The organism is Streptomyces exfoliatus, assembly GCF_000725545.1.
GTDB lineage: Bacteria > Actinomycetota > Actinomycetes > Streptomycetales > Streptomycetaceae > Streptomyces > Streptomyces exfoliatus.
Map to the genome: position 1 here is coordinate 240104 of NZ_JNZP01000012.1, position 15458 is coordinate 255561.

The following is a 15458-nucleotide window of genomic DNA, read 5'->3' on the forward strand; positions in this document are numbered from 1 at the left end:
GGGGTGCCGTACGGATCGTGCCGGGGCCTGTCACCCCCGGACAAGGCCCTTGTCCACGAGGTAGTTCCGTGCGACGTCCTCGGGCAGGCGGCGCCAGCTGTCGACCTGCTCGTTGAGGTGGGCCAGGTCGGCCGTGGTCAGGACCGTGTTGAGCCGGTCGAGCGCGCGGGTGACGCGCTCGCTCCCGGCGCGGGCGCGGTTCACGACGGGCACGATGTGGTCGGCGTTCTGCAGGTGCTTGTCGTCGGCGAGCAGGACGAGCCCGAAGTCGTCGAGCGTGGCGTCGGTGGTCGTGGTGAGCACCAGCTGGTCCTGCCCGTTCTGGACGGCCTGTTTGGCCGGGGTGGTGCCGACGCCCTTGGGGTCGACGGCGGTCACGTCGATGCCGTAGATCTCCTTCAGACCCGGGGCGCAGTACGGCCGACTGACGCATTCGTCACCGGCCGCGAGGCGGATGGGGAGACCGGTGGCGCCGAGGTCGCTGAGGGTCTTCAGACGGTGTTCGGCGGCGAAGGCGGCGGTCACGGCGAAGGCGTTCTGGTCGACGGCGCGGCCCGCGTCGAGAACGGTGAGGCCGCGCGGGCCGGCGAGCGCGCGGAGCGCCGTCATGGTCCTGGCCGGGTCGGGAGAGCCGACGGTCGGCGCGTCCGCCCCGTTGGCCTTGGCGTTCAGCCAGTCGGCGAAGGTCGCCGCGTACTCCGCTACGACGTCGATCTGGCCGCGTTCCAGGGCGGGTTCGTACAGCTCCCGGTTGCTGACGGAGAGGATCTTCGTACGGAATCCGGCCTCCTGGAGCAGCAGGGCGTACATCTGGGCCAGCAGGTCGCTCTCGGTGAAGCCGGCCGAGCCGACGGTCAGCCGGCGGCTGTCGCCCGGCGGGGCCGTGACCGTGTCCCGGTCCTCCAGGGACGGTCCCGCGGCGCAGCCGGTGGCGCAGAGGAGGAGGCAGAGGACCGTGACGGGGACGCCCGGCGGTCTCATGCGCCGCTCCCCCGCGCCCCGGTGGGCGCGAGGCGCTGGAGGCCCTCGAAGACGCCCTCCACGAGGAGTGCGAGCGCCGCGACCAGACAGGCGCCGGCGACGACCTGCGGTGTGGAGGCGAGGTTGAACCCGGCGGTGATGATCCGGCCGAGTCCGCCGCCGCCGGCGAGGGCGGCCACGGTGGCGGTGGCGACGAGCTGGACGGCGGCGATCCGTACGCCGGTGAGGACCATCGGCAGCGCGAGGGGCAGTTCGACCCGGGCCAGGGTCTGGCCGCCCGTCATGCCCATGCCTCTGGCGGCCCGTACGACGTCGGCGTCGACGCCCCGCATCCCCACGTACGCGTTGGTCAGGAGCGGCGGCACGGCGAACAGGACGAGGGCGATGATCGTCGGCCAGTCGCCGTACGCGCCGATCGGGCTGAGCAGGAGCACCACGAGGACGGCGAAGGTGGGGACGGCCCGGCCCGCGTTGGCGAGGTTCACGGCGAGCGCGCCGCCCTTGCCGAGGTGGCCGAGGACGAAGGCGGTCGGCAGGGCGACGAGACAGCTGAGGGCGAGGCAGACGACGGTGAGGAAGACGTGCTCGCCGAGCCGGTGCCAGACGCCGTTCTCGCCGGACCAGTGCGCGGAGGTGGTCAGCCAGGACCAGGCGTCGGCGAGGGTGGTCACGCGGCCCGCCCGCGGGTCCAGGGAGTGAGCAGGCGCTGTACGCCGAGGAGGAGCAGGTCGGCTGCGACGGCGATGAGGACGCAGAGCACGGAGGCGGTGAGGACCTGGGCCTTGAAGTAGGTGTTCATGCCGGAGTAGATGAGGTTGCCCAACCCGCCGTGGCCCACGATCGCGCCGATGGTGACGAGGGAGACGGCGGAGACGGTGGCGATCCGCAGCCCGGCCATGGCGGCGGGCAGGGCGAGCGGCAGTTCGACGGCGAGGAGCAGTCTGACCGGCCCGTATCCGAGGCCGCGCGCGGCCTGCCGGGTCTCCTCGGGGACGGCGCGGAGTCCGGCGAGGAGGTTGCGGACGAGGAGGGTGAGGGAGTACAGGACGAGCCCGGCCACGACCAGGGCGGCGGACAGCCCGTACACGGGCAGGAGCAGCGAGAACATCGCGAGCGCCGGGATCGTGTACAGGAGCGTGGTCACCCCGAGGACCGGGCCCGCCGCCAGGCGCCAGCGGCGGGCCGCGACCGCGAGCGGCAGGGCGAGCAGCAGGGCGAGGGCGACGGAGACGGCGGTCAGCTGGAGGTGCTGGACGACCGCGTCGCCGAGGATCTCGCGCCGGGTGGAGAGGTAGGCGCCGCAGATCCACTCGTTGCGGGCGAGGCAGTCGTCGGGCGGCGCGATCACCCTCCCATTCGAGGGGGTACGGGGCCGCCGCGCACGCGGGCCGGTCCGTTCGGGGACGGGCGCGGCGCCGGGTCCGGTGCCCCACGGCGGGCTGCGGGCTGCGGGCTGCGGGTCAGCCCTCCTGGAGGACCGACAGGACGTTGCCGGCCGGGTCCTTGAACCAGGCGATGGCCGGTCCGCCCTCGACCCGCATGACGCCCTTCTCGTCGGCCTCGAAGTCCGCGTACCGCTCCAGGGTCACGCCGCGCCCCGTCAGCTCGTCGACGGCCCGGTCGATGTCGTCGACCTCGAAGTTGAGGATCGTGAAGGTGGCGGGGGCGTGATCGTCCTTGGGGTAGACGAAGATCCGCGCCCCTCCTGCCAGGGTGAGGAAGAGCATCCGCATCTCGCCCTCGCCCTCCAGCTCCGCCTTCAGGCCGAGGGTCTCACCGTAGAAGCGTCGGGCGGCGTCGAGGTCGTCGACCGAGAAGCCGCTGAACGCCGGGGTTTCGCCGAACATGACGTGCTCCCTTCCGGGGTCCTGTCGCGAGGCACCCCTTCCAGGATCCGCCGCCCGTCCGGACCCCGCCGCCCGGGAGGCCGCCGCCCACCGCCTCACGGGGCGCTCAGGGCGCGATCGGCAGCTGTCGCTTGTGCTCGGTGAGCCGGTACCGGCGGACGATCGAGGCGAAGGCGGCCTCGGCGACCGGCTTCCCCTCCAGGAAGTCGTCGATGTCGTCGTACGTGACACCGAGCGCGTCCTCGTCGGGCTTGCCCGGGTCGAGCGTCTCCAGGTCGGCGGTGGGGGTCTTCCACACCAGCTCGGCAGGGGCGCCCAGCTCGGCGGCGACCGCGCGGACGCGCCGCTTGGTGAGGCCGGTGAGCGGGACGACGTCGGCGGCGCCGTCGCCGAACTTGGTGAAGAAGCCGGAGACGGCCTCGGCGGCGTGGTCGGTGCCGACGACGAGCCCGTCGTGGGCGCCGGCGACGGCGTACTGGGCGATCATCCGCTGGCGGGCCTTGATGTTGCCCTGCACGAAGTCCTGGTGGTGGGCGTCGCGGAAGGTCACGCCCCCGGCCAGGCAGGCGTCCAGGGCGGCGTCGCTCGCGGCCTTGACGTCCACCGTGAGGACCTGGTCGGCGCGGATGAAGCCGAGGGCCGTCTGCGCGTCGCTCTCGTCGGCCTGGACGCCGTACGGCAGGCGCATCGCGTAGAAGACGGCGCCGTGACCGGCGGCCCGGGCCCGTTCCACGGCGAGCTGGCAGAGCCGGCCCGCCGTGGTGGAGTCGACGCCGCCGCTGATGCCGAGGACGAGGGAGCGCAGCCCCGTGGAGGTGAGGCGCTCGGTGAGGAAGGCCACGCGGCGCTCGATCTCGGCCCGCGGGTCGAAGAGCTCGGCCACCTGGAGGTCCCGGGCGATCTGCTGCTGGAGGGCGGTGGACGCCGGGTCGGTCACGGAGGTCTCCTCGTCAGGGTCGGTCGGCGGCGGCCGGGCACGGGGGCATCGGAACAGCGCGCCGACAAGGGTACGAAGGTCGACTTTACGCACCGGGGCACCGGGCCGTCGCCCTGCCCCGTCCGTCCCGGCCTCAGGCAGCGGACACGTCCGGGGTGCAGAGGACCTCGACGCGCTGGACGAGGTTGCTGGCGAAGCCGCCGAGGTTCCACGTCTCCTCCGCGACCAGCGGCTGGGCGTTGCCCGCCGCGTCGGTGGCCCGCACGGTGAGGCGGTGCGGCCCGGGTGTCGCCGTCCAGGTGGTGCGCCAGGCGGTCCAGGCCCACGGATGCGCGGGGTCCGGGACCAGCTCGGCCTCCGCCCAGGTGGTCCCGTCGTCCTCGCTCACCTCGACCCGCGTGACCGGCCCGTGGCCCGACCAGGCGCGCCCGGCGAGCGGCACGGGTCCGGGCCGGACGACGCGGGTCCTGGACATGAAGTCGGGGAATCCCGGCGGCACCATGAGGGCCCGGGGCGCGATGAGGGTCACCGGCTCACCCGGGTCCTCCGCCGCCTGCCGCAGCCGGTAGGCGACGCTCTGCTGGAAGCCGGTGTACGGGGTGGCGGTGAGCGTGATGTCGTGGAGCCACTTCACCTGGGCCATGCCGTACCAGCCGGGGACGACGAGCCGGAGCGGGCTGCCGTGCTGCGGGGGCAGGGGCGCGCCGTTCATCTCGTACGCGACGAGGACGTCCCGGGCCGGGTCGGCGGCCGTCGACAGGGGCAGGGCGCGCCGGTAGTCCTGCTCGACGCCCCGCTCCACTCCGTGGTCGGCGCCCGTGCACACCGCCTCGACGGCGTCGTCGGCGATCCCGGCCTCGGCGAGCAGCGCCGCCAGGGGGACGCCGGTCCACTCGGCGGTCCCCACGGCCTCGACGAGCCAGGGCTGGCTGACCGGGCGGGGCGTGAGCCGGGCGCGGCCGTTGCCCGCGCACTCCAGGGTGACGCGACGGGTCGTGGCGGGGCGGGCGCGCAGGGCGTCGAGGTCCAGGTCGAGCGTCCGGCGCACCCGACCGCCGACGGTGAGCCGCCAGCCGTCCGCGTCGGTCGCGGGGATGTCGTAGTGCGTCAGTACGTAGTGGAGGCCGGGCGGGGTGACGTCGTACCGCAGCGCTTCCAGGGGCAGTCCGTGGTTGCGGGCGGCGAGGGCGAGCTCCTGCTCGGTGACGCCCTCGTCCGGAGCCGCCACGCGCCCTGGCGCGCTGATGCCGCTCAGACCGCCCGGGGTTTCGTCCATGCCTTCATGGTGCGCCGCGCCCCGGCGCCGGGCACGTCGGTGCCCGGCCGGGGCCTCAGGTCTGCCGGGGGCCGCGCAGGGCGCGGTCGAGGCCGTCCTGGGGGAGGCCGGTGAGGGCGCGGACGAAGATCTCCTCGTACGCCGGCTCGCCGATCGTCGCGCGCACGGTGTCCGTGTACTTCTCGTGCAGGGCCCGCAGGCCGGGCAGGCCGCGCCGGGGTTGGCCGGTGGAGCGCCAGTACGCCTCCCCGGTGCCGGAGACGTCGGCCGCGCGTTCCCCGTCACCGGCCGCCGCGAGGGCGGTGGCGAGGACGTCGAGGCCGAGGGCGACGCCGAGGCTCGCGCCGAGGGCCCTGGTGCCTTCGAGCATGGCGCGGGCGTGGCCTGCGGCGGCGGCCGGGTCGCCTTCCAGGAGGCCGGTGAGGGCGAGCTGGTACTCCAGGGCGGTGCGGATCCAGTGCTCGTCGAGGTCCTCGCACCGGGCGCGCAGGGCGAGCGCCCGGTCCCTGGCCTCTGCGAGCCGTCCGAGGCCGGTGAGGGCGAAGACCCGGACGAGGTGGCAGCGGAGCCGGGCGGCGGAGTCCGCCGAGCCGGCGGGGCCGCCATGGACGGCGTCGAGGACGTGGCCGACGACGACGTACGCGGCCATGGGGCGGCCGGTGGTCAGGGCGAGGAGCCCGGCGAGCGCGGCGGCGTCGAGGGTGAGGTCACCGGGGCCGGGACGGGGCCGGGGCGGGTCGCCCGGCTCGCGCTGTGCGGGGACCGCGTACCGGTCCTCGTGCTCCGTGCCCTCGGTGTGCTCCGCGTACCGGGCCTCGCGGGCGCAGCGTTCGCTGATCTCCTGGGCCGGGCCGAACTCGCCCTGGAGGACCAGGGTGACGCCCAGCGCCCACAGGGCGCGGGCCCTGGGCCGGCCGCGGGCCTCACTGAGGACCAGGGCCTGTTCGAGGCCGTCGCGGGCCTCGCGCAGGCGGCCCCGGCACGACCAGGCGAAGGCGACGGAGCCGACGAGGTCGAGGGCCCCGTCGGGGTCGGTGCGAAGGAGCCGGTCCAGGGCGGTGCGCAGATCGGTGTGGTGGGCGTCGACGGTCCGGTACCAGCGCAGCTGGCGGGCGCCGTGCCATTCGGTCTCCGCCCGGCGCGCGATACCCCGGAAGTGGGCGGCGTGCCGGTCGGCGACGGTGCCGGTCTCCCCGGTCCGCTCCAGCCAGGTCGCCCCGTACGCGCGGATCGTGTCGAGCATCCGGTGTCTGCCCGCGCCGTCCAGCGGGCGGACGACGGAGGCGCGGACGAGGCCGGCGAGCGCGTCCGGCAGGGTGGCCCGGTTCAGCGGGCCGCCGATGCACACGGCGGTCGCCGACGCGAGGTCGAAGGGGCCGCGGAAGACGGAGAGGCGGGCCCAGAGGAGGCGTTCGAGCGGGGCGCTCAGCTCGTGGCTCCAGCCGATGGCGGCGCGCAGGGTCTGGTGGCGGCTCGGCCATACCCGCTCGGGGTGGGCGAGCAGGTCGAAGCGGGCTTCCGGCGGGGCGTCGAAGCGGGTGCCGAGCTGGTCCCTGACGGCTTCCACGCCCTGGAGACGGATCTGGGCCGCGGCCAGTTCCAGGGCGAGCGGGATGCCCTCCAGGCGTACGCAGATCTCGCCGGCGGGCCCCGCGGCGGGGAGGTCCTCCCCGGCGGCCCGCCGGAGCAGCTCCACGGCGTCCCGTCCGGTGGGCGGCAGCGGGTCGAGGGCGATCACCCGCTCCCCTTCGACGCCCAGGGGGGACCGGCTCGTGGCGAGGACGGTGAGCCCGGGGGCGGCGGCGAGGAGTTCGGCGACGAGCCGGGCGCAGGGCGCGGCGAGGTGCTCGCAGGAGTCGAGGACGAGCAGCAGCCGGTCGTCGGCGAGCCGGCGGCAGAGGCCTGTGGTGGCCATGCCGGGGGTGTGGTCGGAGAGGTCGACGGAGTCGGCGACGAGGGCGACGAGGAGCCGGTCGCCGTCGAGCGGGGTGAGGTCGGTCCACCAGGCGCCGTCCGGGTACCGTTCGGCGGCGCGGTGCGCGGCGCGCAGCGCGAGCCGGGTCTTCCCCACTCCCCCGACGCCGGTCACGGTGACGAGGCGGTGCTCCGCCAAGGCGGCGGAGACGCGCTCCAGTTCCGTGCGGCGTCCCACGAAACCGGGGTTCTCGTCCGGCAGATGTCCACGCACGGGAGCAGTCTCCCTCATGAGCGGAGCGAACGGGCGTACGGCACCGGTTCGTTACGCACCCTCGACCGTGACCACCACCGAGTGCCATCCCTGCGCCCCGTCGGGCATGGTGTCGGTGCGCCGTTCCGGCTGGGTGGTGCCGGTGCCGTCGGTGGCGCGGACGGTGAGGGTGTGCCGGCCGGGGGTGGCGGCCCAGGGGTACGTCCACTGGCGCCAGGTGTCGCGGCTGTCCTCGGCGGCGAGCCGGGCGTCCTGCCAGGGGCTGTCGTCGACGCGTACCTCGACGCGGCGGATGCCCCGGTGCTGGGCCCAGGCGACCCCGGCGACCATGACGGTACCGGCGGCGGGGCGGCCGAAGGGGCGGGGCGTGTCGATGCGGGACTGGGTCTTCACGGGCGCCTCGGCGGCCCAGCCGCGCGGGACCCAGTAGGCGTCGTAGGCGTCGAAGGTGGTGAGTTCGACGGACTCGATCCACTTGCAGGCGGAGACGTACCCGTAGAGGCCGGGGACGATCATCCGGACGGGGAAGCCGTGGGTGAAGGGCAGGGGTTCGCCGTTCATCCCGAAGGCGAGGAGCGCGTCACGGCCGTCCATGACGTCCTCGACGGGGGTGCCGATCGTCATGCCGTCGACGGAGCGGGCCACGAGCTGGTCGGCGGGGCCCCCTTCGGAGGGCGGTCGGACTCCGGCGTCGCGGAGCAGGTCGGCGAGGGGGACGCCGAGCCAGCGGGCGTTGCCGACGTAGGGGCCGCCGACCTCGTTGGAGACGCAGGCGAGGGTGATGTCCCGCTCCACGGTCCTGCGGGCCATGAGTTCCCTCAGGGTGAGGGTGATCTCCTCGCGTACGCCGCTGCCGTGGAGGCGCAGCCGCCAGCGGTCCGCGTCGACCTTGGGGACGACGAGCGCGGTGTCGACGCGGTAGAAGTCGCGGTTGGGGGTGACGAAGGGGCTGATCCCCGGGACGTTCAGTTGCGCTCCGGAGGGGACGGGCGGCGCGGGGGACGCGGGGCGGGGCAGTCGTACGGCCGCGCGGGAGGCGACGGCGTTCTCCTCCGCGGGTGAGGCGACCGTCCGGCCGAGGGCGGCCGCGCCGGTCGCGGCGAATCCGGTGGAGGCGGCGACGATCAGGAAGCGCCGCCGGTCCTGACGGGCGGCGCCCGGCCGGGGTGTGCGCAGGACGCCGGTCAGCACGTAGAGCAGCAGCGCTCCGGCGGCGGCCCCGACGAGCGAGGGCACGGCGTCCAGGGCGGAGTCCGAGTCGGGTCGGGAGACGGCGGCGAGGGCCCCGAGGCCGCCGAAGACGGCGACGGCCGCGGCGCCGAGCAGCCGGTGGCGGAGCGCGAGCAGCCCGATGCCGAGGGCGAGGAGCGCGAGGAGGGACAGGATGCCGAGCAGGAGGACGGCTTTGTCGCTCTCGCCGAAGGTGCGGATCGCCCAGTCCTTGAGGGCCGCCGGGGTGCGGTCGACGACGGCGTCGCCGATGGCGAGGACCGGTCCGGCCTCGGGGCGTACGCGGGAGGCGACGAGGTCCGCGACGGCGAGCGAGACGTACGCGGCGACGAGTCCGCCGAGCGCGGCGAGGAGACGGTCGGTACGGGTGGGCTCGCGGCCCCCGTCCGGTGCGGTCCTGGTGGGGTTCATGGTGGGTACTTCGGCACGCACCGCCGTCCGGATGGGTGGCTTCACCCGGGCGGCGCAGTTTAGGGGGTGTCGGGGCCTCAGCGGGTGTCGGGCGGGGTGCCGGGGGTGTCCAGGTGCTCGCCGGGGGTCGCGAGTTCCTCGACGGCGTCGGCGCCGACGACCGCGCCCGTGGACTTCTTGCCGCGCCGCAGCCGGCCTTCGAGCCAGGAGGCGAAGGTGGTGAGGGCGAAGTTGAGCAGGACGAAGATCACGGCGACGACGGTGAAGCAGGCGATGGTGTTGGCCCCGTAGTTGGCGCTCATCGGGCGGACGGAGGCGAGGAGTTCGGAGAAGCCGAGCATCGCGCCGCCGAGGGCGGTGTCCTTGACGATGACGACGAGCTGGCTGACCAGGGCGGGCAGCATGGCGGTGACCGACTGCGGCAGCAGGACGTACGTCATGGTCTGGCCCTTGCGCATGCCGATGGCCTTCGCCGCGTCGGTCTGCCCGCTGGGGAGGGCGAGGATGCCGGCGCGGACGACCTCGGCGAGCACGGAGGCGTTGTAGAGGACGAGGCCGGTGACGACGGCGTACAGCGGGCGGGTGTCCGGACTGATGTCGGTGAACTCGGAGTACGCGGCGTTGGCGAACAGCATGAGGATCAGGACCGGGATGGCCCGGAAGAACTCGACGACGGTGCCGGCCGCGCCGCGCACGAAGCGGTGGTCGGAGAGGCGGGAGATGCCGAGGAGGGCGCCGAGGGGAAGGGCGATCACCATGGCCAGCGCGGCGGCGATCACGGTGTTCTTCAGGGCGGGCAGGATGTACGTCTCCCACACGCGGGCGTCGGTGAAGAAGGGTTCCCACTTGGCCCATTCGAGCTGGTTCTGGTCGGCGAGGCTCGCCACGACCCACCACACCACCGCGGCCAGCACGACCAGGAACAGCAGGGTCCACAGGACGTTGCGCCGCCGGGCGCGCGGCCCGGGGACGTCGTAGAGGACGGTGGGTCGGGTCTTCACCGTTTCACCGCCACCTTCTTGGCCACCCAGCCGAGGAACAGCCCGGTGGGCAGGGTCAGACAGATGAATCCGAAGGCGAAGATCGCGGAGATGAGGATGAGTTGGGCCTCGTTCTCGATCATCTCGCGCATCAGCAGGGCCGCTTCGGCGACGCCGATGGCGGCGGCCACGGTGGTGTTCTTGGTGAGGGCGATGAGGACGTTGGCCAGCGGGCCGACGACGGAGCGGAAGGCCTGCGGGAGGACGATGATCCGCAGGACCTGGGGGAAGCTGAGCCCGATGGCCCGGGCGGCCTCGACCTGCCCGAGGGGGACGGTGTTGATGCCGGAGCGCACCGCCTCGCAGACGAAGGCGCTGGTGTAGGCGGTGAGGCCGAGCACGGCGAGCCGGAAGTTGATGACGGTGAAGCGGTCGGCGCCGAGGCTGACGCCGAGGGTCTGGAAGAGGCCGAGCGAAGTGAAGACGATGATGACGGTGAGGGGGATGTTGCGGACGATGTTGACGTAGACGGTGCCGAAGCCCCGCATGAGGGGGACGGGGCTGACGCGCATGGCGGCCAACAGCGTCCCCCAGATCAGGGAGCCGATCGCGGAGTAGACGGTGAGCTGCACCGTCACCCAGAAGGCTCCGACCAGGTCGTACCCCTGCAGGAAGTCGAACACGACGACCCACTCACTCGACGATGACGCCGATCTTCGGGGCGGGTTCGTTCTGGTAGCCGGCGGGGCCGAAGTTCTTCTCCACGGCCTTCTCCCAGGAGCCGTCGGCGACCATCTTCTCCAGGGCGGTGTTGATCTTGTCCTTGAGCTCGCTGCCCTTCTGGACGCCGATGCCGTAGTTCTCGTTGCTCATCTTGAAGCCGCCCAGCTTGAACTTGTCCTTGAACTGGCTCTGGGAGGCGTATCCGGCGAGGATCGAGTCGTCGGTGGTGACGGCGTCGATGACACCGTTCTCGAGTCCGGTCAGGCACTCGGAGTAGCCGCCGTACTCCTGGAGCTGGGCGTCGGGGGCGATGTCGTCCTTCACGTTCTGCGCGGAGGTCGAGCCGGTGACCGAGCAGAGCTTCTTGTTGTTGAGGTCGGACGGCTGCTTGATGGAGTCGTCGTCGGCTCGGATCAGCACGTCCTGGTGGGCGAGGAGGTAGGGACCGGCGAAGTCGACCTTCTCCGCGCGCTCGTCGTTGATCGAGTACGAGGCCGCGATGAAGTCCACGTCACCGCGCTGCAGCAGCGTCTCCCGGTCCGCGCTCTTGGCCTCCTTCCAGACGATGTCGGACGGGTCGTGGCCGAGTTCCTTGGCGACGTAGGTCGCCACGTCCACGTCGAAGCCGGTGTAGGTGCCGTCGGGGGTCTTCAGGCCGATGCCGGGCTGGTCGTACTTGATGCCGACGGTGATCTCGTCGCCGCCGTGGTCGCGTGGGGCCGCGCCGGACGCTCCGTTCGCGAAACCTGCGGAGGTGACGGAGAGGACGACGGCCGCGGCGACGGCCACGACGGCCCTGCCGGTCCTGGTCGGGTTCATGATCATGAGGATCACCCCTGGGGGCTGCTGGTCGGGCGCCGGCGGCGGCTCGATGTGCGGCCGTGGCCCGGTGGCTCAGTGGTGGAGGATCTTGGACAGGAAGTCCTTGGCACGGTCGCTGCGGGGATTGTTGAAGAACTCGTCCGGGGTCGTCTCCTCGACGATCCTGCCGTCGGCCATGAAGACGACGCGGTTGGCCGCGGAACGGGCGAAGCCCATCTCGTGGGTGACGACCACCATCGTCATCCCGTCCCTGGCGAGTTGCTGCATCACCTCCAGGACCTCGTTGATCATCTCGGGGTCGAGCGCGGAGGTCGGCTCGTCGCAGAGCATCACCTTCGGATCCATGGCGAGGGCGCGCGCGATGGCCACGCGCTGCTGCTGGCCGCCGGAGAGCTGCGCCGGGTACTTGTCCGCCTGCGAGGCGACGCCGACCCGGTCGAGGAGCGCGCGGGCGCGCTGCTCGGCCGCCTTCCGGTCCTTCTTGCGGACCTTGATCTGGCCCAGCGTGACGTTGCCGAGCACCGTCTTGTGCGCGAAGAGGTTGAAGGACTGGAAGACCATGCCGACGTCGGCCCGCAGCGCGGCGAGGTCGCGTCCCTCGGCGGGCAGGGGGCGCCCGTCGACGACGATCTCGCCCTTGTCGATGGTCTCCAGGCGGTTGATCGCGCGGCAGAGCGTCGACTTGCCACCGCCGGACGGCCCGATGACGACGACGACCTCGCCTCGGTGGACGGTCAGGTCGATGGACTGGAGGACGTGCAGGGTTCCGAAGTGCTTGTCGACCCCGCGCAGCACGACGAGCGCGTCTCCGCCTTCCGGGACGGGCATGGCAGCCTCCTGGCTCACGCCCCCGTAGCCGCTCCCTCCTCACGTTCATGCTCCGCCCTCCACCCGCACGACGCACGCCGGAGGGGGTGTGCGGAGGGTGACCATCCGTACCGTGAGGTGACCGGGTCACACGCGGCGGGCGGGCGGGGGCGGTCGGCCGGGAGCAGGCGCGCGCGGGAGCCGCCTGGCGGACACTGGGGGTGGAGCCGAGTGCGCGAGGAGGGTCCGCCATGAGCAGTGCCGCACCCAAGGTCAGCACGTTGCCGCCGGAGCACCGCGAGCGCCTGATGGCCTTCGCCGAGGACGTGCACTTCGAGTCCGGTCACCGGCTGTTCGAGGAGCAGCAGCACGCCGACCGGTTCTGGATCGTGAAGACGGGCGCGGTGACGCTCGACGCGAAGGTGCCGGGCCGCGGGTCGCCGGTGATCGAGACGCTGCGCCACGGCGAGCTGGTCGGCCTCTCGTGGCTGTTCCCGCCCTATCTGTGCCAGTCGGGGGCCGAGGCGATGACGCCGGTACGGGCGTACGAGTTCGACGCCCCGGCCGTACGCTCGATGTGCCGCTCCGACGCGGAGTTCGGCGTCTCCGTCACGTTCTGGGTGGGCGCCATCCTCGCCCATCGCCTCCATGTGACCCGGGTGAGACTCCTCGACCTGTACGCCCCGCACGGGAGCGGGATCCTGGCCTGACACCCCGGACCGCGGCGCCCGCCCGGGGCCGCGCACAGGCAGGGCGGTACGGTAGGGGATCATCAGCGCCCCTCCCCCGACCCGCCGCCGAGCTGCGAGGCCCGTATGAGCGATCCGACGACCGCACGCGAGGCGATCGCCCTCGTGACCGGCGGCGACTTCACCGAACTGCCCACCGCCGAAGGGCCGTTGAAGGACGACGGGCCGATCGGCTGGCCCGGTTACTCCGAGAGCCACGCACGGGCGTCCGCCCGTACCGGCGAGACCGAGTCCGTGGTCTGCGGTACCGGCGTGGTGGGCGGGGTCCCGGTGGTCCTGATCTCGTTCGAGTTCCGGTTCCTCGGAGGGTCCCTCGGGGAGCGGACAGGGGCGCGGGCAGCCGCCGCGCACGCGGTGGCCCGCGCACGCCGGCTGCCCGTGGTCGTCCTGCCGGCCACCGGCGGCAGCCGGATGCACGAGGGCATGCGGGCCCTCCTCCAACTCCAGCGGCTGGCCGGTGAGTCGGCCCACACCCGGGCGGCCGGTCTGCCGCAGCTCGCCGTCCTGCGCGATCCGACGACGGGCGGCGGCTGGGCCACGCTCGGCGCCGGGTCCGACGTGGTCCTCGCCCTGCCCGGCGCCCAGGTCGGCTTCGCCGGCTCCCGGGTCCGCCCGCCGGACGCCGACCCCGCCGCGTACACCGCGGAGGCCCAGCTCGCGCACGGACACGTCGACGCGGTCGTGCCCCCCGCCGAGCTGCGCGAGACCCTCGGGCGCTGGCTCTCCCTGCTCACCCAGCCCGCCGAGGGCCCCGTGTCACCGCCGCGCGGGCTCGGCGCCCCCGGGACGCCGCCCGCCGAGAGCGGCCGGGAGGCCGTGGCACGCGCCCGGCACCCCGAGCGGCCCCGGGCGGCCGCGTACCTCGACGCGCTCTTCACCGTCCGCGAGGAGATCTCCGGTGACCGCTGCGGTGGCGTCGACCCGGGGATGCGGTGCGGCTTCGGGCGGCTGCCCGACGGGCGTACCGTCGCCTACGCCGCGCAGTGCGGGACCGCGACCCTCCCGGCCGGCTTCCGTACGGCCGCCCGGCTCGTACGGCTCGCCGACCGCCTCGCCATCCCGGTCCTCACGCTGATCGACACGCCGGGGGCGGCCAACGACCCGGCGGCGGAACGCGCCGGCGCGGGCCCTTCGATCGCCGACCTGTTCGCCGCCGTCGCCTCCGCGCGGGTCCCCGTCACGTCCCTCCTCATCGGAGAGGGCGGCTCGGGCGGCGCGCTCGCCCTCGCCGCCCCCGGCAACCTCTGGGCCACGTCCGACAGTTACTTCTCGGTGATCGCCCCGGAGGCCGCCGCGTCCATCCTCAAGCGCCCGCCGGAGGAGTCGGGCACGACGGCCGACCAGCTGCGCCTGCGCCCACGGGACCTCCTGGACCTCGGTGTCGTGCGGGGCGTGGTCTGAGCCGTCGGCTGACGCCCTTCGGCAGCCGACTTGCGGCTTGCGGCTTGCTGCTTGCTGCTTGCTGCTTGCTGCTTGCTGCTTGCTGCTTGCTGCTTGCTGCTTGCTGCTCAGTAGTAGCGGCGCATGATCTCGTCCGCCCAGGCGGGCTGGGTGGTCGGGCCCTGGGGGCCGAACTCGGCCATGTACGGCTTGATGTCGAGTACCGGCGTGCCGTCGACCGCGTCCAGGCCCCGCACGTGGACGTCGAGCCCGTCCGTGCGCAGCAGGCGGCAGCGGGAGACACCGATACGGTTGGGGCGGTTCTTGCCGCGTTGGGCGAAGATGCCGACCAGCGGCCACTCCTCGTTGCCCCGCGGATGGCGGGCGCCGGTCTGGACCGCGTCGGGCCGTACCCGGTCGAAGTGGTAGACCACCTCGAGGTGCGAGAAGGCGTCGAGGCCGGCCAGCGCCTCGGGGCCGAAGGCGGCCGCGTCCAGCCGGATGACCGACTCGACGTCCCCCCACTCGTCGTCCCGTACCTCGTCGCGCCCGCCGATCACATGACCCACCGGATGCGAGACGACCGTCAGCGGGGTGTGCTCCTGTGCCATGTGTTCCTCGTCCTCTCCAGAGGGACATCCGCCCCCTGATCGCCCGTTCCCCCGAAGGGGCTCCGGCCGGGAACGCTACAGCCCCCGAACTTCCCTCACAGCGGGCCCTGATACCCCGGGTCGGGATCCTGCCGCGGATGCCATACGGCCTCGATTCCCCCGTAGACCAGCGCGGCGACGGCGACGCAGACGAGGAGCGCCGCCCACGGGGGCAGCCGTCGCGACGCCGCCGCCCAGGTCATGGGCGGAACGAGCAGACCGGCGAGGAGGATCAGCGGTACGTCGACGAGGATGACGCTCCAGTCCCTGGCGTGCGCCTCGAATCCGCCGTCGATGCTGAACGCGGCCCGGGGCAGCGCGTAGGCCCCCGCGACGGCCACGCCGAGGACGGCGAGGCCGCAGCCGACGGCGCTCTCCAGCAGACCTCCGCCGGTGCCCCTGTCGGTGGCCGCGTCGACGTCGTCGTCCGGATCGCGGGAAGGGTGGGCGTTCTCGCTCATGCCCGGAAGTGACGCC

General features: G+C 73.5%; 16 protein-coding genes. 2 read left to right on the top strand and 14 right to left on the bottom strand.

What is annotated here, in order from left to right; all coding sequences use genetic code 11:
* Positions 1-30: 30 nt before the first annotated feature.
* The 12 genes from IO20_RS0115220 to IO20_RS0115275 all read right to left on the bottom strand — a co-directional run bounded on the left by IO20_RS0115220 (position 31) and on the right by IO20_RS0115275 (position 12223).
* On the bottom strand, positions 31-981 hold the full coding sequence (locus IO20_RS0115220; RefSeq protein ID WP_030545516.1) for an ABC transporter substrate-binding protein: 951 nt from the start codon (positions 979-981) through the stop codon (positions 31-33).
* Positions 978-1652: an ABC transporter permease gene (locus IO20_RS0115225; protein ID WP_030545518.1), complete on the bottom strand. Its 675-nt coding sequence runs from the start codon at positions 1650-1652 to the stop codon at positions 978-980. Before IO20_RS0115225 ends, IO20_RS0115220 begins: the two co-directional genes overlap by 4 nt.
* Positions 1649-2329 (bottom strand): ABC transporter permease, encoded by a 681-nt coding sequence (locus IO20_RS0115230; protein ID WP_030545520.1) that lies wholly within the window; start codon positions 2327-2329, stop codon positions 1649-1651. The genes IO20_RS0115225 and IO20_RS0115230 overlap by 4 nt, the downstream gene beginning before the upstream one ends.
* A gap of 112 nt (positions 2330-2441) precedes the next feature.
* Positions 2442-2828: a VOC family protein gene (locus IO20_RS0115235; RefSeq protein ID WP_030545522.1), complete on the bottom strand. Its 387-nt coding sequence runs from the start codon at positions 2826-2828 to the stop codon at positions 2442-2444.
* A 106-nt stretch (positions 2829-2934) separates the two neighbouring features.
* Positions 2935-3765 (bottom strand): NAD(+) synthase, encoded by an 831-nt coding sequence (nadE, locus tag IO20_RS0115240; RefSeq protein WP_030545524.1) that lies wholly within the window; start codon positions 3763-3765, stop codon positions 2935-2937.
* 133 nt (positions 3766-3898) lie between these two features.
* The gene (locus tag IO20_RS0115245) at positions 3899-5041 is read right to left on the bottom strand and encodes a sulfite oxidase (protein WP_030545525.1); all 1143 of its coding nucleotides are present in this window, start codon (positions 5039-5041) and stop codon (positions 3899-3901) included.
* Positions 5042-5096: 55 nt separating this feature from the next.
* Positions 5097-7247, bottom strand: a complete 2151-nt coding sequence (locus tag IO20_RS0115250; protein ID WP_030545527.1) for an ATP-binding protein — start codon at positions 7245-7247, stop codon at positions 5097-5099.
* A gap of 33 nt (positions 7248-7280) precedes the next feature.
* Complete coding sequence (locus tag IO20_RS0115255) at positions 7281-8870, bottom strand: molybdopterin-dependent oxidoreductase (RefSeq protein ID WP_030545530.1); 1590 nt, start codon at positions 8868-8870, stop codon at positions 7281-7283.
* A gap of 77 nt (positions 8871-8947) precedes the next feature.
* Positions 8948-9871, bottom strand: coding sequence for an amino acid ABC transporter permease (locus IO20_RS0115260; RefSeq protein WP_030545538.1), 924 nt, complete (start codon positions 9869-9871; stop codon positions 8948-8950).
* Positions 9868-10533, bottom strand: coding sequence for an amino acid ABC transporter permease (locus tag IO20_RS0115265; RefSeq protein WP_030545540.1), 666 nt, complete (start codon positions 10531-10533; stop codon positions 9868-9870). Before IO20_RS0115265 ends, IO20_RS0115260 begins: the two co-directional genes overlap by 4 nt.
* A gap of 10 nt (positions 10534-10543) precedes the next feature.
* The gene (locus IO20_RS0115270) at positions 10544-11392 is read right to left on the bottom strand and encodes a glutamate ABC transporter substrate-binding protein (protein WP_030545542.1); all 849 of its coding nucleotides are present in this window, start codon (positions 11390-11392) and stop codon (positions 10544-10546) included.
* 75 nt (positions 11393-11467) lie between these two features.
* Positions 11468-12223 carry an amino acid ABC transporter ATP-binding protein gene (locus IO20_RS0115275; protein WP_030545544.1) on the bottom strand — a complete coding sequence of 252 codons (756 nt, stop codon included), beginning with the start codon at positions 12221-12223 and terminating at the stop codon, positions 11468-11470.
* Positions 12224-12453: 230 nt separating this feature from the next.
* Here IO20_RS0115275 and IO20_RS0115280 point away from each other — a divergent pair, with 230 nt between their 5' ends.
* Entirely contained in the window at positions 12454-12912 is a 459-nt protein-coding gene (locus IO20_RS0115280) for a Crp/Fnr family transcriptional regulator (protein ID WP_030214810.1), read from the top strand.
* A gap of 105 nt (positions 12913-13017) precedes the next feature.
* Complete coding sequence (locus tag IO20_RS0115285) at positions 13018-14352, top strand: carboxyl transferase domain-containing protein (protein ID WP_030545546.1); 1335 nt, start codon at positions 13018-13020, stop codon at positions 14350-14352.
* Positions 14353-14459: 107 nt separating this feature from the next.
* Here the strand turns inward: IO20_RS0115285 and IO20_RS0115290 are convergent, their stop codons facing one another.
* Together IO20_RS0115290 and IO20_RS36590 are read right to left on the bottom strand one after the other, a co-directional pair.
* Complete coding sequence (locus IO20_RS0115290; RefSeq protein ID WP_030545548.1) at positions 14460-14942, bottom strand: SAM-dependent methyltransferase; 483 nt, start codon at positions 14940-14942, stop codon at positions 14460-14462.
* A gap of 95 nt (positions 14943-15037) precedes the next feature.
* Positions 15038-15442 (bottom strand): hypothetical protein, encoded by a 405-nt coding sequence (locus tag IO20_RS36590; protein ID WP_106978497.1) that lies wholly within the window; start codon positions 15440-15442, stop codon positions 15038-15040.
* Positions 15443-15458: the final 16 nt, after the last annotated feature.